The sequence below is a fragment of the Wolbachia endosymbiont (group B) of Pilophorus perplexus genome, assembly GCF_964028155.1.
GTDB lineage: Bacteria > Pseudomonadota > Alphaproteobacteria > Rickettsiales > Anaplasmataceae > Wolbachia.
Window position 1 is genome coordinate 1,388,699 of record NZ_OZ034754.1, and the last position, 18,321, is coordinate 1,407,019.

General features: G+C 34.9%; 15 protein-coding genes. 12 read left to right on the forward strand and 3 right to left on the reverse strand.

Going from position 1 to position 18,321, the window contains the following annotated elements; translation table 11 throughout:
* The 7 genes from ABWU28_RS06740 to hemB all read left to right on the forward strand — a co-directional run bounded on the left by ABWU28_RS06740 (position 1) and on the right by hemB (position 7,192).
* The gene (locus tag ABWU28_RS06740) at positions 1-642 is read left to right on the forward strand and encodes a protocatechuate 3,4-dioxygenase (protein ID WP_265024953.1); all 642 of its coding nucleotides are present in this window, start codon (positions 1-3) and stop codon (positions 640-642) included.
* A gap of 135 nt (positions 643-777) precedes the next feature.
* Positions 778-2,235: a leucyl aminopeptidase gene (locus ABWU28_RS06745; RefSeq protein ID WP_264730013.1), complete on the forward strand. Its 1,458-nt coding sequence runs from the start codon at positions 778-780 to the stop codon at positions 2,233-2,235.
* 257 nt (positions 2,236-2,492) lie between these two features.
* Positions 2,493-2,705, forward strand: coding sequence for a hypothetical protein (locus ABWU28_RS06750; RefSeq protein ID WP_353275186.1), 213 nt, complete (start codon positions 2,493-2,495; stop codon positions 2,703-2,705).
* The gene (nuoG, locus tag ABWU28_RS06755) at positions 2,690-4,759 is read left to right on the forward strand and encodes an NADH-quinone oxidoreductase subunit NuoG (protein ID WP_353275187.1); all 2,070 of its coding nucleotides are present in this window, start codon (positions 2,690-2,692) and stop codon (positions 4,757-4,759) included. Before ABWU28_RS06750 ends, nuoG begins: the two co-directional genes overlap by 16 nt.
* Positions 4,743-5,192 (forward strand): hypothetical protein, encoded by a 450-nt coding sequence (locus tag ABWU28_RS06760; RefSeq protein WP_353275188.1) that lies wholly within the window; start codon positions 4,743-4,745, stop codon positions 5,190-5,192. Before nuoG ends, ABWU28_RS06760 begins: the two co-directional genes overlap by 17 nt.
* The gene (nuoH, locus tag ABWU28_RS06765; protein WP_010404403.1) at positions 5,176-6,201 is read left to right on the forward strand and encodes an NADH-quinone oxidoreductase subunit NuoH; all 1,026 of its coding nucleotides are present in this window, start codon (positions 5,176-5,178) and stop codon (positions 6,199-6,201) included. Before ABWU28_RS06760 ends, nuoH begins: the two co-directional genes overlap by 17 nt.
* A complete protein-coding gene (gene hemB, locus ABWU28_RS06770; RefSeq protein WP_353275189.1) occupies positions 6,194-7,192 on the forward strand; it encodes a porphobilinogen synthase in 999 nt (332 codons plus the stop codon). Before nuoH ends, hemB begins: the two co-directional genes overlap by 8 nt.
* 408 nt (positions 7,193-7,600) lie before the next feature.
* Here hemB and ABWU28_RS06775 read toward each other — a convergent pair whose 3' ends face one another.
* Positions 7,601-8,557: an IS5 family transposase gene (locus tag ABWU28_RS06775; protein WP_213863789.1), complete on the reverse strand. Its 957-nt coding sequence runs from the start codon at positions 8,555-8,557 to the stop codon at positions 7,601-7,603.
* 277 nt (positions 8,558-8,834) lie between these two features.
* On the opposite strand from ABWU28_RS06775, the gene ABWU28_RS06780 reads away from it, so the two are divergent.
* From ABWU28_RS06780 to uvrC, 4 genes are read left to right on the forward strand one after another with little or no spacing between them, the layout of a single operon-like run.
* The gene (locus tag ABWU28_RS06780) at positions 8,835-9,593 is read left to right on the forward strand and encodes a hypothetical protein (RefSeq protein ID WP_007302495.1); all 759 of its coding nucleotides are present in this window, start codon (positions 8,835-8,837) and stop codon (positions 9,591-9,593) included.
* 44 nt (positions 9,594-9,637) lie between these two features.
* Positions 9,638-10,477 carry a glycine--tRNA ligase subunit alpha gene (locus ABWU28_RS06785; RefSeq protein WP_007302494.1) on the forward strand — a complete coding sequence of 280 codons (840 nt, stop codon included), beginning with the start codon at positions 9,638-9,640 and terminating at the stop codon, positions 10,475-10,477.
* Between the two features lie 3 nt (positions 10,478-10,480).
* Positions 10,481-12,589: a glycine--tRNA ligase subunit beta gene (glyS, locus tag ABWU28_RS06790; RefSeq protein WP_007302493.1), complete on the forward strand. Its 2,109-nt coding sequence runs from the start codon at positions 10,481-10,483 to the stop codon at positions 12,587-12,589.
* Positions 12,573-14,390: an excinuclease ABC subunit UvrC gene (gene uvrC / locus ABWU28_RS06795; RefSeq protein ID WP_012481994.1), complete on the forward strand. Its 1,818-nt coding sequence runs from the start codon at positions 12,573-12,575 to the stop codon at positions 14,388-14,390. The genes glyS and uvrC overlap by 17 nt, the downstream gene beginning before the upstream one ends.
* Positions 14,391-14,401: 11 nt before the next feature.
* On the opposite strand, the gene ABWU28_RS06800 is transcribed toward uvrC, so the two are convergent.
* Positions 14,402-14,893 (reverse strand): Smr/MutS family protein, encoded by a 492-nt coding sequence (locus ABWU28_RS06800; RefSeq protein ID WP_007302491.1) that lies wholly within the window; start codon positions 14,891-14,893, stop codon positions 14,402-14,404.
* 92 nt (positions 14,894-14,985) lie between these two features.
* Between ABWU28_RS06800 and rlmB the strand changes: the two genes are divergently transcribed.
* Entirely contained in the window at positions 14,986-15,753 is a 768-nt protein-coding gene (gene rlmB / locus ABWU28_RS06805; RefSeq protein WP_007302490.1) for a 23S rRNA (guanosine(2251)-2'-O)-methyltransferase RlmB, read from the forward strand.
* 90 nt (positions 15,754-15,843) lie between these two features.
* Here rlmB and ABWU28_RS06810 read toward each other — a convergent pair whose 3' ends face one another.
* Complete coding sequence (locus ABWU28_RS06810) at positions 15,844-18,285, reverse strand: hypothetical protein (RefSeq protein WP_353275190.1); 2,442 nt, start codon at positions 18,283-18,285, stop codon at positions 15,844-15,846.
* Between the last annotated feature and the right edge of the window lie 36 nt (positions 18,286-18,321).

The window sequence follows — 18,321 nt, forward strand, 5'->3', positions numbered from 1 at the left end:
ATGAATGTAAAAAATATCTTATTAGCGTTTTTAGTACAACTTATATTCGATTTGTCATTATTTGCGGCTGATCCTATTTTGCTTAATTGTATTGAAACTCCAGGGATTTATGATCTTGAAACAAGGCCAAAAAGCTTTAACTCTTCAAATAATTTAAGAAGAAAACCTGGCTCTCCAAATAATGCAGCAGGAGAATTAATAAATGTAGTGGGTAGAGTTACTGATGTAAATTGCTTGCCGATACAAAATGCTGTGGTTTCTATATGGCACGCAGACTCACTTGGCATGAGCTATTATGATGAAAATGTGGAGCTTGATCCAAATTTTGCTGGATCAGGAAGATTTGTAGTAAATAACCTTGGCTATTATAATTTTATTACAATAGTACCAGGTAAAATTGGTGATAGGGCTCCACACATCAACTTTTTGGTCCAACATCCAGATTTTCCAGAATTCACAACACAAATGTTTTTTGCTGATCATAATTGCGATAACTGTGATGATCTTCTTCTTGGTAATCTTATTGAGAGTGGACTTGCAAGCCTTCTGATAGCAACATTTACTTATAACAATCAGGCCATGAAGACCTACACATTTAATATAACCCTAGGTGGGCATAACAAATTTTCTGATAAAAGATAAAGCCCTTGCATATCAGGGGAGTTCATAGTAGTCTTAAGCGCTATTGTACTTAAAATGTATATGAAAAATATCTTACTAATGTTTTTACTATGTTTTATGTGCAGCTTACAATTATTTGCAACGGAGATGTCAACGATGAAGATAACAATTTCTAAAGCTTTACCCGATTTTGAGACGCTAGTGGTAGGTTTGTTTGAGGGTGATAAGCTCATAACTAATGTTCTACAAGATAAGCAAGCTATAGATAACATCAAGAAATTTAGTGGTTTTAATGGAGGTTTTGGTGAATTTTTCTCCGTTACTTCATCAGAGGGAAAAAATATTATAGTTGCTGGTCTTGGAATGAGAGATGAATGGGATGAAAGCAAAGGATTAAATATTGGTGGTAAAATATATTGTGAGCTAAGCAGATTAAGAATCAAGCGAGCAGCTATTTCAATCGAGGGCAGTACAGCAAATGTTGCATATGGAGCATTTCTGCGCAGTTTCAAGTTTAATAAGTATAAAACTAAAAAGGATGAAAAAATTACAGAAGTAGAGGAAATTACATTATTAGTAAAAGATGAACAGTTAAGTAGCATTGAAAAATCATTTGAGCGTTTAAAACACGAAGGTGAAGGTATCTTTCTTGCACGTGCTTTTACTACTGAGCCACCTAATATTTTATATCCAGAGTCTTACGCTAATCGTATAAAAGCTGAACTTACTAAACTTGGTCTTGAGGTTGAAGTGCTTGATAAAAAGCAAATGGAAGAGAAAAAAATGGGAGCCCTGCTTGGAGTAGCACAAGGAAGTAGTAAAGAGCCAAAGTTAGTGGTGATAAAATGGAATGGGGCTTCTCAAGAACAAAAACCAATAGCTTTTATAGGCAAGGGTATAACGTTTGACACTGGTGGAGTGTCACTTAAACCCTCACGCGGTATGGAGTCAATGAAATATGACATGGCAGGTTCTGCTACTGTAGTTGGAGTGATGCATACTCTAGCTGGGCGAAAAGCAAAAGTAAATGCAATTGGTGTGGTTGCACTTGCAGAAAATGCAGTGGATGGTAATGCTCAAAGACCGAGCGATGTAGTCACTTCAATGTCTGGACAAACAATAGAAATATTAAATACCGATGCAGAGGGAAGACTAATACTTGCGGATGCTTTATGGTATACACAAGATAGATTTGCACCGAAATTTATGATCGACCTTGCAACTTTAACTGGTGCTATAGTGGTTGCACTGGGAAGTAATGAATATGCTGGTCTTTTTTCAAATAACGATGAATTAGCGAATCATCTGATTGATGCAGGAAATGAAGTAAATGAGAAATTATGGCGCTTTCCTATGAATGAAACTTATAACAAAATTATTGATTCGCCGATTGCTGATGTGCAAAATATAGCTCCTGCAGGTTCTGGTGGAGATAGTATAATGGCTGCACAGTTTCTACAGCGTTTTGTAAACGACACTTGTTGGGCACATTTAGACATTGCAGGCACTGCTTGGCACGAAAAAGGCACTGATATTTCTCCAAGAGGGGCAGTAGGTTTCGGTGTAAGGTTGCTAAATAAGTTGGTTGAGAAGTACTATGAGATTAATAATTAAGGATCTTTGTATTGAGTTTATAGCTTAATTTACGGCTACATGAATGTCTATTTATAAGACGTAGAAAATGATATCATCAAAGTAACTTACATTTTCTTTTTTGGGGATTCTAAAGTTACACACTTGAGCAGCATCAAGAGAAAGTATTTTGTTCAAATGATGATTGTAATGATGGACTATTAAAACTTTAAAGCTATTTGGTATTGACGGTATATACTTAAGTGTTAGAATAAAATAGGAAGTTTTTAGGAGTTTATATGGCAGCAGGCGGAAAAGCGAAAACAGCTAGTAAAAATAACCCTACTCAGCGTAAGAAAGCAGAACAAAAAATGTATAAGGATAGACCGGTAAAGCCAGTTAGATATATAGACCGTGATTCACGTATGAACTATATGTCTGCTCAATACGATAACGGCAATCTAGTTGAAGATGAGGTAAGCGGCAATCCTATAAAGTGGGAAGCTGTATAGTAGTTGTGGTTAAAGTTACTATTAATTCTAAGGAATGTGAAGTAGAGCATGGGCTCACTATAATTCAAGCTTGTGAAGTTGTGGGCGTTGAAGTTCCGCGGTTTTGTTATCATGAGCGTTTAGCAATTGCTGGTAACTGCAGAATGTGTTTGGTTGAAGTTGAGGGTGGCCCTCCAAAACCAGTAGCTTCTTGTGCAATGCCAGTTGCAGAGGGTATGGTTATTCACACGGATACTCCCAAGGTAAAAAAGGCGCGTGAAGGTGTGCTTGAGTTTTTGCTAATAAACCACCCGCTTGATTGCCCAATTTGTGATCAAGGTGGTGAATGCGATTTGCAAGATATCACGATGGCTTATGGTAAAGGAATCAGCAGACTTGATGAATATAAGAGGGCTGTGCCAAAAAAACATTTTGGTCCGCTGATTGAAACTGCAATGAACAGGTGTATTCATTGCACTCGGTGTGTTAGATTTTTGTCTGATGTTGCAGGTACAAATGAACTTGGAGGAATTGGAAGGGGAGAAAATATAGAGATTAGTACTTACATAAAAAGGCATATTAGCTCTGAATTATCTGGGAATATTATAGATCTTTGCCCGGTGGGAGCTTTAACTTCAAAGCCCTATTCTTTTACAGCACGTCCATGGGAGCTATCACATTGTGAAACTATAGATGTGCTAGATGCTGTGGGAAGTAATATTAGAGTTGATTGTCGTGGTCCTGAAGTTATGCGAATATTGCCAAGACTCAATGAAGAAGTGAACGAAGAATGGATATCAGACAAAACTCGTTTTGCTTACGATGGACTCAAAGTACAACGCCTCGATCGACCTTATATAAAAAAAGAGGGCAAATTAATTCCAGTTGATTGGAATGAAGCATTGGCTTTTGCTGCAAAGAAACTAAAGAGTACGAAATCAAACAAAATAGCTGCAATTGCAGGTGATTTAGCAGATTGTGAGTCTATGCTTCTACTCAAAGAAGTGATGCAGAATCTTGGTTCGGGGAATATAGACTGCAGGCAAGATGGTGCAAATCTTATATCAAGTAATCGTGGATCTTATGTGTTCAATACCACTATTCAGGGTATAGAAAGTGCAGATTTATGCTTGCTAATCAATACGAATCCAAGGATAGAAGCACCAATAATTAACGCAAGATTGAGAAAGAGATATTTACAAGGTAATTTCACTATTGCAAATATTGGTCCTAATCTTGAATATCTATATAATGTTGAAAGATTAGGTGATGGTCCAAACGTTCTAAAAGAAATAGAAGAGGGAAATCACAAATTCTGCGAGTTACTGAGTGCGGCTCAGAACCCTATGCTAATTATCGGTCAAGATGCATTAATAAGAGATGATTCTGAATCAGTTTTAGCTCTAGCTGGCAAAATTGCAGAAAAATTTAACATGATCAGAGATGACTGGAATGGCTTTAACGTACTGCATAAGGCTGCAGCAAGGGTTGGTGGACTCGATATTGGATTTGTTCCTAGCAAAGGTGGAAAAGACATTAATCAGATGCTAAAACAGGCAGAAAGTGGCGAGGTGGAAGTTGTTTATCTTCTTGGTGCAGATGAAATTGATACATCAAAATTAGAAAATACATTTGTAATTTATCAAGGCCACCATGGTGATAGGGGAGCGCATATAGCAGATGTCATTCTACCTGGAGCTGCATACACAGAAAAATATGCAACTTATGTAAATACTGAAGGGCGAGTACAGAGAACAAATTTAGCTGTTTTTCCTCCTGGTGAAGCAAAGGAAGATTGGTTGATTATTAAAAATTTATCCCAATATTTGAGCCTTTCCTTGTTATATGATAGTTTATTTGATGTGAGAAAAAAATTAGATACTATCGGTCCACAGTTTAGAAGTGTTGATCAAGTGGTAAAAAATACATGGGTACCAATCAGCAATGGTAAAATAAATTTAAGTAATACGCCTTTTACTTTAAAGGAGTGTAATTTTTATATGACAGACTCAATAGGTCGTGCTTCAAAAATAATGGCAGATTGTACTAAGGATTTTTATGAACACTCTACTTAATATTTTATTTATTCTAACACCATTATTACTAATAACTCTGGTATATCTTCAACGAAAATTAAACTCTATATTTTTGTGTAAAGAACAAAATACATTAGAAAAACAGTTCGTTTATAAGCTAGTTGATTTTATCAATGATATTATTGCACTATTTACGGAAGGATATGTATGGATGGCAATAACATTTATTATAGTTACCGAGGGAAGAGGGAATTATTTGCCTCTCACAATGATCTTAATTATGATGTCACTAGTGTCATTCATATGCATATCATTTTACTATTCTATTAAGCTAAATGCTGTACAGAAAAGTGTTGTCCTATTGATTTCAATAGGGACATTGTCTTTTGTGTCTAGAGCATTTGCTGTATTTTTTATTGCCACAATTATGAACTATTTTTTTGATTTAGGGTTGCATGTACTTGATATTTGATATTCTTTTTCTTCTTATTCCACTTTTGCTTTCAGTAGCATATTTAGTGTACTTTGAGCGTAAAGTTATTGGTGCAATTCAACTAAGGCATGGTCCAAGTGTAGTAGGGCCATTTGGGCTACTACAGCCATTTGCAGATGCTATCAAATTGATAATTAAAGAGCCGATAATACCATTTAGAGCAAACACCATACTGTTTATTATGGCTCCAATGCTCACCTTTATTTTAGCATTAATTTCCTGGGCAGTTATACCATTTGGAGCTGAAATAATTACAGAAAATGGACAGCAGGTAATAATCCCTAAGGTAATATCAAATATTAATGTTGGAGTGCTTTATGTGCTAGCTATATCCTCTTTGGGAATATATGGCATTATTATTGCAGGCTGGTCTAGTAATTCTAATTATGCATTTCTTGGCGCTATAAGGTCAGCTGCTCAAATGATTTCATATGAAGTTTCAATAGGTCTAATAGTTGCTACAGTTGTTATTACAACTGGCACATTAAATCTTGGAGAGATGGTGGTAGCGAAACATAATATGCCATTTTGGATTGATTTATTACTAATGCCTATAGGAATAATATTTTTTATTTCTTTGCTTGCCGAAACTAATCGTCACCCATTTGACTTACCAGAAGCTGAAGCAGAGCTCGTCTCTGGGTATAACGTCGAGTATTCATCAATGCCTTTTGCTCTCTTTTTCTTGGGAGAATATGCAAATATGATTTTAGCAAGCGCTATGATGACAATATTCTTTCTAGGAGGGTGGTATCCTCCATTAGAGCTTAGTTTGCTGTATAAAATTCCTAGTTTAATCTGGTTTGTTTTGAAGATAGTTGTACTTTTGTTTATATTTGTTTGGATTAGAGCTACAATACCTCGTTATCGTTATGATCAATTAATGCGTCTTGGTTGGAAAGTATTTTTGCCAATATCGGTACTTTGGGTAATACTCATTTCAGGAGTGTTGCTTTTTACTGGGAATTTGCCTGGATCCAATGTTTAATTTCCCAAATACAAGGTTAAGGCGTAGGCGCTCAGGCAAGTGGATTCGCAATTTAACAAGTGAAAGCACTTTATCAGTAAATGATTTGATTTTTCCCTTATTTGTTCATGACGGAGAAGAAACAATTGAGCCAATTTCTGGCTTACCTGATATCAAATGTTATTCAATAGATGGATTAATTTCTATAATTCAGAAAGCTAAGGACTCGGGGATTAATGCTGTTGCAATTTTTCCTGTAGTTGATAGTAAACTAAAATCTGAAAACGCCGAGGAAGCGTACAATCCTGACAATTTAATCTGTAAAGCAATTTGTGCTGTAAAATCAAATGTACCGGATATTGGCATTATTGCAGACATTGCACTAGACCCATACACTACTCACGGTCATGATGGCATTTTAAAAAGCAGTAGGATAGATGTAGAAAATGACGAGACTGTGTCAGCATTATGTAAGCAAGCACTTGTTTTAGCAAAAGCAGGATGCGATATAGTTGCTCCTTCTGATATGATGGATGGCAGGATAGGAAAAATAAGAAAAACATTGGATGATAATAACTTTCAGAATGTGTCAATATTGTCCTATGCAGTAAAGTACTGTTCTAGCTTCTATACGCCGTTCAGGCAAGTTGTCGGTTCGTGCGCATCATCAAATTTCATCGACAAAAGTGGTTATCAAATGGATTATAGAAATGCACGTGAAGCAATCTGCGAAATCGAAATGGATATAGATGAAGGTGCAGATTTTATTATGATAAAGCCAGGTATGCCATACTTGGATGTAATAAAAACAGCAAATGAAAAGTTCAATTTTCCGATTTTTGCTTACCAAGTAAGCGGTGAATACGCAATGATAAAAGCTGCAGCAAATAATGGCTGGCTGGATTATAACAGAGTGATTTATGAGTCCTTAATTGGTTTTAAACGTGCAGGTGCAAGTGCAATATTTACCTATGCTGCACTTGATGTTGCAAAAAATTTGGTATCTACTTAGCAGTCTGGAACATCTAAGTAGCTGGCTGAAGTGACTTGACAAACCTTCCCACTTTCCTTATCATATCAATAAGAGTATTTATCCTTGTTTTTAATCTCTGCAGATTTAACAACAAAATTCAGTAAAAAACTCAGGTATATATTGGCAGATTACATAAAATTATAGCGGCTGCATGTCTTTTTTATTTTTTCTACATTCAGCCAAAATGCGCTTAAAATAAGCGTTAGCACATTATTACAATGCCAATTTACATTATTATAGGGTCAAAACTCACTACTAGGGGATTCTTTTGCCTTTTTCTCGCTTGGTAAATTTTTTAATATTTATAGTTAAAGCTTCAGGCCAGCACTTGATGCTGGAATGGCTTTGTTGCACAGCTCTTCGGATAGTGGGTAATGTATAATAAATTCATGAAGCTATATCAAACTTAGCCATGCCTATTTCAGTAAATTTGTTAAGCAAATAACACTTGAGTAGCAGTTCCTTCTCACGATTAATCTCAGATTTATTCCTAAAACTAAATCCAAATATTTGCTTCAGTCGCGAGAAAAAACTTTCTATATAAGATCTCTTCCAATAATTTATCTCTTTTTTCCACCTCTTCATACCATCTTCATCATATGACTTTATGAGCTTGATTGTAGAATTTCTCTCATTCATATAATCCAACTTTGGATGCTCTACTGCATTATTTTGCGGAGGAATCCTTGTCTTTATGTCAAGCTCATCGCACAGTTTGTATAACTTCTTTCGATTATATGCCCTATCTGCATATATCGTGCTTATGTTATACTTGGTATCCACTCTTTCAATAAGATCACAGGCTCCATAGTGGTCGGAATAAACTCCACTACTGTATTTTGCAGCTATAACTTTTTTACTACCTATCTCTAGCATTACATGTAGCTTTCTTGTTTGCTCATAGCGGCGATACTTTCTATCTGTACCATTTGCCTTACTATGGCCTGGAATATTATTGTAGATGCTGATACCTGTACTATCTATAGCAATTTCAATATCTTCCATATCGTTCTTATCAACTCTGCAGTCGTTGATTTTGATATTAAGCTTTTTAAACCTTCTTGAAGCCTGCGAATAGCTGATAATTTGCAAAATTTTCCCTATTTGCTCAAGATATTTCTCTATAAATCCCACTGTTTGCCTAAGACCAATCCTGAATAGATAGGTTATTATGTGAATTAGAATCACTACTTTGTCGCTGTAGACATTGTTGCCACCTGCTACTTTTGGACTATTTTCGTACCAATTTTCAATGGCATCGTTGATATAATGAAAAACATTTCCCCTTTCTTGAAGAAATTTGTTATATTCATTGCAGTTACTGACTTTCATTCTTATTGGCATATTTTTCCTTTGTCGGCTAAATATCTATTTTATAACAAATTCCATCAGTAACTGCCTGTTCTTTCCTTGAGTGGTGCAACAAAGCCATCCCAGTGTCAGCTACTTGAATGACAAGAAGGGGATAGCACTGGGATGACAAAAAAGGAGGCTACTAGTATAAAGGGGCAACGGTTTAGATCGTTTTTAACTATTTGCCTTTTTTCTATGCAAGAAGTGTATTGATAAGTCCATTACAATTCAGTATTGTGAAAAATATAAGTCAAGTGTTAGTTAGGACATGGGGATTTTTTTTCAATTTTTGGGTAAGATGCTAGGCAAGGTTTTTCCTGCCAAAATAGTAAGCTCTTTTTTAGGAGTAGGATATTTACCGGGTTGGCAGCATTATTGGTCTTCTTTTCTAATATTATTTATTACCGACATTATATTAATGCTTACATACGGAGGTGATTTTATACTATATAAAATGCCGAATTCAGGCATAGTTGTAGCTGCTATTTTTACCAAGCTAGCAATAGTTATGTTAGTGCTGCAATTAGTTGGCATATCTATTTTTCATACTCAAGATCCTTCAGCCAGCAGTGATGAGAATATAGTAATACAAATAGCATCAGGACAGGTGATGACTGTTGCGTTTTCGATGCCGGCAATAATGTCAATTTATTATATTGTAAGTAAATTCTATTTAAGTATATGCAAGGCAATACTTCAATGTCCATTTTGGTTTAATGATCTTATGCATTTGTTCTTTTTCTTTATAATACCTTATTTATTTTTTAATATTGTAGAAGTAATAAAACCATGGCCGATAAGTACGATACAGCTTAGTTATAACAATGCAATATCAATCACATTTGAAGGGATTTTTCATGTGTTTTATGCAGTGATTTTATTGTACTTGACTGCATTTATATTCTGCGATCTGACTATGCATGATGCGATTGTTTTAAACAAAAGCATATTTGAGTATGTAAAAGAAAGTTCAATAGCCTTGAGTGACTATTTTCATGGCACTATTAAAAAAATAAGTATAGAATAGTACTTATTTGCTTATGTATTCAGTTTAAAAGATATACAGTTTGCGTGAATCTACAGGATATAATAAAGGGATTACAAGATTTTTGGGCAGATGAAGGGTGTACTATACTTCATCCATATACGTCTGAAGTTGGAGCTGGAACACTACATCCCGCAACAATCATGTCAGCGATTGACGAAAAATCAACAAAAATTGTGTATCTACAACCAGTAATCAGACCTGCAGACGGACGCTATGGCGACAACCCTAATCGTTTATATCAGCATCATCAATACCAAGTTATAATAAAACCATCTGGCAGCAATTTGCAAGATATTTACTTAAATAGCTTAAAAGCTCTTGGTGTATCGACAAAAGAATATGATATTAAGTTTATTGAAGATGATTGGGAAAACCCAAGTGTTGGCGCATCCGGTCTTGGTTGGGAGGTTACATGCAACGGAATGGAAGTAACACAACTTACTTATATACAGCAAGTGGGAGGTATTGACTGCAGAATAATTCCTGGTGAAGTAGCATATGGGTTAGAGCGTTTAGCAATGTGCATACAGGGTGTAGATAATGTTTACGACATAATGTGGAACGATAATGGTGTAACTTATGGAGATATTTTTAAACAAAGAGAGCGAGAGTTTTCTTACCTGGCACTTGATTATTATGATACTAAAGTAGTACAACAGCAGTTTGAGGATACAGAAAAACTGTGTAAATTCCTTGTTGAAAAAGAATTGCCGATAGCAGCTTATGACCAATGTATTAAAACGAGCCATCTACTTAATCTACTTGATGCAAGAGGTGTGCTTGGTGTGAATGAACGTACAGCCTATATTGGTAGAGTGAGAGAGTTAACAAAAAAATGCTGTGAATTATATAGAGCAAAGTAGAATATGTTGTCACAATTATTGTTTGAATGTCTTTCAGAAGAAATTCCATCAAGAATGCAGAATTCATCTGCAGCTCAGGTTAAGAGCTATATCACTAATGCTTTTAGTAAAAATAATGTGAAATTTGCATCTATAGAAGTTTATGTGACTGCACGTCGCATTGCTCTTTTTATTGATGGCATAAGTGCTTTAGAGCTAAAAGATTCTAACAATGAAATTAAAGGACCAAGAGTTAATGCACCGAAAAGTGCTATCGAAGGTTTTTTGAGAAAAAATCGGAAAGGTGAAGAAGATTTACTCATTCGCAAAGTAAATGATGAAGATTTTTACTTCATTAAGAGAGAAAGCTGCTTATTTAACATCAACGGGTTTCTCAAAAATCAACTGGAGGAAATGCTAAAAAACTTTTCTTGGCCAAAGAGTATGAGATGGAGTGAAAGAAAAGAGAGATGGGTTAGGCCAATTAAAAATATTCTATGTATTTTAAATGACGAAATAATACCTATATCTTTTGCAGGGGTTACAGCATGCAACGTGACGTATGGTCATAGGTTTCTTTCAGGTGATGCAGTACTTACTGTTAAAACACCCAAAGACTATTTTGAATTGTTAGAAAAAAATAATGTCATTCTCCAGTTGGACAAAAGAAAGCAATTTATACTAGATCAGATTAATAAGTTTACAAAAGAGGAGAACTTACAACTTGAAAAAAATGATTATTTACTTAATGAATTGGCAGGGCTTATAGAGTGGCCAATAGTATTATTTGGTAAAGTAAAATCATCAGAATTACCGAAGAAAGTAATACTTAGTATAATTAATACGCAGCAAAAGTATCTTGCTTTAAGTGATGGACAGAAAATATCACATTTTGTTACTGTTGTAAATGTTAACAACAATGAAGTTGTCAAAGGCCATGAAAGAATATTAGAAGCACGTCTTGCTGATGCCCAGTTTTTGATATCTCAAGACAAGAAGGAAAACCTAGATTACTATGTCAAAAAATTGAGCTCTATTTCATTTCATGCTTCGCTCGGTAGCGTAGAAGAAAAAGTGAAGCGTATTATCGCTCTTTCAAAGTATATAGCGATATTTATTCCACATGCTTCATTAATTAAAGTTGAACGTGCTGCATATTTAGCAAAGGCAGATCTTGCAACGTTGATAGTGAAAGAATTTCCGGGATTGCAAGGAGTAATGAGTGGATACTACGCTTCTTATTTTCAAGAGGATAAAGAAGTAGTGGAAGCTATAACTGAGCACTATAAGCCAATTGGATCGGACCAAGAATGCCCTAGATCTCCTACTGCGATTGCTGTAGCTATTGCAGACAAAATGGATAGTTTGGTTGGCTTAATTGCAGCAGGTGAGAAAATCTCTGGTTCGTATGATCAGTTTGGTTTGCGTAGAATGACAATTGGTATAATTAGAACAATACTTGAAAATAATTTGCATATTCCAATTAGATTGCTGATAGATAAGTCAGTATCTTTATGTTCAAGGCTTCTATTGAATAAAAATATAACTCCAGTTGATAAGCCAAGTGAAAAACAAATTTTAGAACTAGTATTTAAATTCTGCTTAGAAAGGTTCAAGATTATTTTAAAAAATAGAAATATAAGGCAAGATGTTGTAGATTCAATACTATATAAAGTCGATATTAATGATCTGCTGAAAGCGGAAAAGCAAACTGTGATATTGGATCGTTATCTTAGTACAAAAGAAGGTGAACAGGTTCTAAGCACTTATAAAAGAGCCAGTAACATGATGAGCAAAGTGAGAAAAAGTGATGGCACTACTTATAATGCATCTTACAGTAAGAAGTTTTTGATTGAAGATGAGGAGATTGCGCTATCAAATTGTGCTATAGCTGCTTGTAAAAACATCAAACAAGCGATAGAAAATAACGACTTTAATACAGCGCTTGATGAACTTGCTCGTTTTGCTCCATTTATCAATCAATTTATGGACAGTGTAAAGATTAACTGTGATTCTAATGAGCTTAGAATAAACAGGTTATCTTTGCTTGCAAATGTTGTTTCTACCTTTCATTTAGTAGCAGAGTTTAACCTTATACAGGTTAAACAATTGATAAATGCTCAGGCAATATAAGGAACAAATCAAATCATCTCCACAATCCTGTGGCGTTTATAAGATGATTGGAGATAAGAGTAAGGTTTTATACATTGGTAAAGCAAAAAACTTGAAGTCGAGATTATCTGACTACCTTCAATTCGAAAACCTTTCTGAACGAATCAGAGTAATGATCTCACAGGTTATTAAGGTTGAAATATTCATCACTGAGAATGAAATCGAAGCATTGCTTCTTGAAGCACAGTTAATAAAATCGTTAAAACCATCTTATAATATTTTGCTTAGGGATGGAAAATCTTATCCTTATATAACAATTTCTAAGCATGATTATCCAAGAATAGCGAAATATAGAGGTAAGTTTAAGAAGAATGAGTTTCATTACTACGGCCCTTTTCCATCTGCTGCTGCTGTTAAGAACACTATATTATCATTGCAAAAAGCTTTTCTCTTAAGAGTATGTTCAGATCAATATTTCTCTTCAACAAAAAGACCATGTCTTGAGTATCAAGTTAAGCGCTGTTCAGCACCATGCGTAGATAAAATTACAAAAGATGATTACTGCAAATCAGTAAAACAAGCACAAGATACTCTGCTAGGAAGGAATAAAGAAGTGCAAAGACAGCTATTTTCTACAATGGAAAAGTGCAGTAGGGAGATGAACTACGAGCTTGCTGCTGTCTATAGAGATCGATTGAAATTTCTTCAGCAAATTCAAATGCAGCCAATGGATTTTTCTTTTGAAGAAGATGCAGATTTCTTTAGCGTTGTACGTGAGGCAGACTTAGCATGCATTGGTGTACTATCTTTCAGAGATAAAGGTAACTATGGAAGCATTCCTTACTTCATTGAGAATTGTAGTGATCATTCAAATGATGAAATTTTATCCACCTTTTTGGTCAATTTGTATAATCCAGTTAACACACCACCAGCGCAAATTTACGTTCCCGATTTTATTAAGGATAAGGAAATTATAGAACAAGCACTTTATGCTCTTACTCAAAAATCAATAAAAGTTTTGCATGCGAAAAATAGTAAAGAACGTGATTTGTTGAATTTTATTTACAATAATTCTCAGCATAGTCTAGAACAGAAGCTTACTGATTATAGAAATAACCTAGAAAAGCTCGAAGAGCTTAGGAAGATTTTCTCGTTACCAAATATTCCAAAGCGTATCGAGGTTTATGATAATAGCCATATATCTGGAAATCAACAAGTTGGTGTGATGATTGTTGCAGGGCAGGAAGGTTTTTTAAAAAGTGAATACAAAAAATTTACTATAAAAGAAGAAATTTCAGGTGATGACTATAAAATGATGAGAGAAGTGCTGACTAGACGTTTCTCTGGCAATATAAAAGATATAATCCCTGATTTTTTACTGATTGATGGCGGTCCAGGACATGTTTCCATAGTGCAGAATGTGTTGGAAATATTGAATATAAAAGTTCCTTTTGCTTGTATGGCAAAGGGTCATGATCGTAATGCAGGAAATGAAAGATTTTATGTGCCGGACAGAGAAGAATTTACTCTAGCAAGTGACAGTAAGGTCATGCTTTATTTACAATTGCTGCGTAATGAAGCTCACCGTTTTGCGATAACTTCGCATAGAAAAAAACGCGATAAACAGTTTTTTGCTTCACAATTAAGTGAAATATCCGGTGTTGGCAGTAAAAGAAAGAAGGCACTCATGTCTCATTTTGGTTCTGTAGAAAATATAAGCAAAGCTTCTCTAGCTGAAATTCAAAACGTACCTGGAATTAGTAAAGGTTTAGCAGAAATCATTCTTCAACACGTGAATTCTAAGAAAGGTACTCCTAAATAGGTACTCTAAAATTAACCTTTATTTCTTCTTAATAAGACATAAAAAGCTCCTTTGCCACCATGTTTTTTTATGGCTTGCTGATAGTATAAGATCATATTTCGAACTTTTGTGTCATTCAACCACTTATTTAAGCTATTCTTTATAGTGTCTATTTTATCTGTACTATTACCATGCCCCGTAATTACCAATAAGCACCTATTCCTTGCTTGATAATTTTTGATAATAAAATCTATCAATTTACAATAAGCATTATCTATACTATAGCCATGCAAATCGAGTTTATCGCTTATAAAATATTTGCCCCTATCGATCTTTAATTTTGTATTGTAGTCAAGACAAAATGATGAATCACCATTATCAGTATTAAGAAAATTTTCTTGTAAACTAGAGGCACCTTTATCAATCATAGATTTTATATTTACTTTGTGATCAACTTTCAAAGTAACTTTTCCACATTCTATTGGCTTAACATTTTTTTGCCAATCTAACTCATCATCTGACATAAATTCATTAATTGAACTGCATAATTTTACAACAATATATAAACACAGTAAAATATTGCTTATTCTATAAAAAACTGATTTTCAATAATGAGATGAAATCATCAAAAGCTAATGAAAACTGTTGGATATATGGAAAGCACACTTGTATTTCAGCATTAAGAAACAAAAATAGGCGGTGTATAGAACTGTTAGTAACAGAAAATTTCTACAGAGAATTTGAGAAAGAAATTAAACAATGTGCAGATAGTAAGGGCATTAAACCTCGACTGGTAGAGAACAAAATGTTCAATGATGTTTTACCCAAAGGTGTCAATCATCAAGGAATTGCTTTAAAAGTTGCTCCTATTTTTCACAGCTTAAATATCGAAGAAATAGCTGAAGGTTCAGGTGACAGCTCTACTATAGTCATTTTAGATCAAATTACTGATACACACAATATAGGGTCGATTTTAAGAACCTCAGCTTGTTTCAACATTGATGCACTGGTTTTACCACATCACCATTCACCGAGCGAAAATGCATCTATCGCAAAAGCAGCAAGTGGAGCACTGGATATTGTTCCTCTAATATACGTTACAAACATAGTAAAAACGATGGAGTCTTTAAAAAAGATAGGCTACTGGTGTTATGGGTTTGATTGCAATGCAAAGGAAAATATAGATGAAATAAAGAATTTTGGGCAAAAAAGAGTAATTATTTTTGGTTCTGAAGAGAAAGGAATGCGGAGATTAGTGAAAGAAAGTTGTGATTATCTTTTAAAAATTCCAATGTCAAACGTAATTGATAGTCTAAATGTTTCAAACGCAGCAGCAATAGGACTATATTCCATTTACATTAAAACAAAAATCACTGCAAATTAGTTGCAATAAAACAAGGATGTCATTCCAGCATGTGATACTGGAATGACAACAGTGAATGACATCTTGCGATGTCATTCACTAGCACTTACATTACCAATCCCAAGAAAGAGGTGAACTTGAATCTGTTGGAATCTCGAAGGATGGCTGTGACACTATCTCTTTTATCTCATTTTTAAGCCATTCGCTACCATCTTCTCCAGCTTCTTTAATAGCTTTCTTGAAACTGCTCTCTAGTACAGCTTTAGCAGCTTCAGTGACGTTACCATTACCATTTATAGCATTTCCTATTGTAGTTAACTTAATTAACTCAGCGTTTAAGTCAGCAGGCATCTTATCAGTCTTAGCCTTTATAGCAGTGACATCAGCTCCTAAGGTATCTGTAATCTTATCAGTCTTAGTTTGTATTGCAGTAACCTTATCTCCTAAATTAGCAGAATTTGTAGCAGTTTCTATAGCAGTTACTTTAGCTGTTAAGTCAGCTGGAATAGTATCAGTTTTAGCCTTTATAGCAGTAACATCGGCAGATTTAGCTAAAGGAGCTAGTTCAGCAGATTTAGCTAAATTACCTAACTCAGTTCCTAAATCAGCAGGCATCTTATCAGTCTTAGCCTTTATAGCAGTGACATCAGCTCCTAAGGTATCTGTAATCTTATCAGTCTTAGTTTGTATTGCAGTAACCTTCTTTCCTAAATTAGCAGCACTTGTAGCATCTTTTATAGCAGCAACATCAGCAGTAAAGGTATCTGGAATAAATACAGTCTTAGCCTTTATAGCAGTGACATCAGCTCCTAAGGTATCTGTAATCTTATCAGTTTTAGTTTGTATTGCAGTAACCTTGTCTCCTAAATTAGCAGCATTTGTAGCAGTTTCTATAGCAGTTACTTTAGCTGTTAAGTCATCTGGAATAGTATCAGTTTTAGCCTTTATAGCAGTGACATCAGCTCCTAAGGTATCTGTAATCTTATCAGTCTTAGTTTGTATTGCAGTAACCTTATCTCCTAAATTAGCAGAATTTGTAGCAGTTTCTATAGCAGTTACTTTAGCTGTTAAGTCAGCTGGAATAGTATCAGTTTTAGCCTTTATAGCAGTAACATCAGCAGATTTAGCTAAAGGAGCTAGTTCAGCAGATTTAGCTAAATTACCTAACTCAGTTCCTAAATCAGCAGGCATCTTATCAGTCTTAGCCTTTATAGCAGTGACATCAGCTCCTAAGGTATCTGTAATCTTATCAGTCTTAGTTTGTATTGCAGTAACTTTATCTCCTAAATTAGCAGAATTTGTAGCAGTTTCTATAGCAGTTACTTTAGCTGTTAAGTCAGCTGGAATAGTATCAGTTTTAGCCTTTATAGCAGTAACATCAGCAGATTTAGCTAAAGGAGCTAGTTCAGCAGATTTAGCTAAATTACCTAACTCAGTTCCTAAATCAGCAGGCATCTTATCAGTCTTAGCCTTTATAGCAGTGACATCAGCTCCTAAGGTATCTGTAATCTTATCAGTCTTAGTTTGTATTGCAGTAACCTTATCTCCTAAATTAGCAGAATTTGTAGCAGTTTCTATAGCAGTTACTTTAGCTGTTAAGTCAGCTGGAATAGTATCAGTTTTAGCCTTTATAGCAGTAACATCAGCAGATTTAGCTAAAGGAGCTAGTTCAGCAGATTTAGCTAAATTACCTAACTCAGTTCCTAAATCAGCAGGCATCTTATCAGTCTTAGCCTTTATAGCAGTGACATCAGCTCCTAAGGTATCTGTAATCTTATCAGTCTTAGTTTGTATTGCAGTAACTTTATCTCCTAAATTAGCAGAATTTGTAGCAGTTTCTATAGCAGTTACTTTAGCTGTTAAGTCAGCTGGAATAGTATCAGTTTTAGCCTTTATAGCAGTAACATCAGCAGATTTAGCTAAAGGAGCTAGTTCAGCAGATTTAGCTAAATTACCTAACTCAGTTCCTAAATCAGCAGGCATCTTATCAGTCTTAGCCTTTATAGCAGTGACATCAGCTCCTAAGGTATCTGTAATCTTATCAGTCTTAGTTTGTATTGCAGTAACCTTATCTCCTAAATTAGCAGAATTTGTAGCAGTTTCTATAGCAGTTACTTTAGCTGTTAAGTCATCTGGAATAGTATCAGTTTTAGCCTTTATAGCAGTGACATCAGCTCCTAAGGTATCTGTAATCTTATCAGTCTTAGCCTTTATTCCTGATATCAGATCTGTTCCGACTTGAGTTTTTATGGTAACTAAGTCAGCGCTTAAGTCAGCTGGAATAGAATCAGTCTTAGTTTTTATTGCATCTACATTAGTTCCAATACCTAATAATGTAGCAATTGCACCTCCAGTCATGAACTTTGTTGCTGTAGCACTGTAATCTATTTCAGCAGCACCATTAGGTTCATACTTAAAAGTGTTGAAAACATTAGTAGCATTGTCTACACCAAAGGTATACTTATTCTGTGCAGCATCTTCATAAATTATGCTTTTAATGGTAGGGGATGCTACATCTACTCCAGCACTGTTTTTAAAAATTAAACTAGCCATATCACTTTCCGTTAATTATAAAAACCATAATGTGCA

Excerpts from the sequence above, each read along its gene's own strand:
- glyS (WP_007302493.1), top strand. The coding sequence starts at position 10,481 with ATGTTGTCACAATTATTGTTTGAATGTCTTTCAGAAGAAATTCCATCA.
- ABWU28_RS06750 (WP_353275186.1), top strand. The coding sequence starts at position 2,493 with ATGGCAGCAGGCGGAAAAGCGAAAACAGCTAGTAAAAATAACCCTACT.
- ABWU28_RS06800 (WP_007302491.1), bottom strand. The coding sequence starts at position 14,893 with ATGTCAGATGATGAGTTAGATTGGCAAAAAAATGTTAAGCCAATAGAA.
- uvrC (WP_012481994.1), top strand. The coding sequence starts at position 12,573 with ATGCTCAGGCAATATAAGGAACAAATCAAATCATCTCCACAATCCTGT.
- ABWU28_RS06780 (WP_007302495.1), top strand. The coding sequence starts at position 8,835 with ATGGGGATTTTTTTTCAATTTTTGGGTAAGATGCTAGGCAAGGTTTTT.
- ABWU28_RS06740 (WP_265024953.1), top strand. The coding sequence starts at position 1 with ATGAATGTAAAAAATATCTTATTAGCGTTTTTAGTACAACTTATATTC.
- nuoH (WP_010404403.1), top strand. The coding sequence starts at position 5,176 with ATGTACTTGATATTTGATATTCTTTTTCTTCTTATTCCACTTTTGCTT.
- ABWU28_RS06745 (WP_264730013.1), top strand. The coding sequence starts at position 778 with ATGAAGATAACAATTTCTAAAGCTTTACCCGATTTTGAGACGCTAGTG.
- hemB (WP_353275189.1), top strand. The coding sequence starts at position 6,194 with ATGTTTAATTTCCCAAATACAAGGTTAAGGCGTAGGCGCTCAGGCAAG.
- ABWU28_RS06760 (WP_353275188.1), top strand. The coding sequence starts at position 4,743 with ATGAACACTCTACTTAATATTTTATTTATTCTAACACCATTATTACTA.
- ABWU28_RS06775 (WP_213863789.1), bottom strand. The coding sequence starts at position 8,557 with ATGCCAATAAGAATGAAAGTCAGTAACTGCAATGAATATAACAAATTT.
- rlmB (WP_007302490.1), top strand. The coding sequence starts at position 14,986 with ATGAAATCATCAAAAGCTAATGAAAACTGTTGGATATATGGAAAGCAC.
- ABWU28_RS06810 (WP_353275190.1), bottom strand. The coding sequence starts at position 18,285 with ATGGCTAGTTTAATTTTTAAAAACAGTGCTGGAGTAGATGTAGCATCC.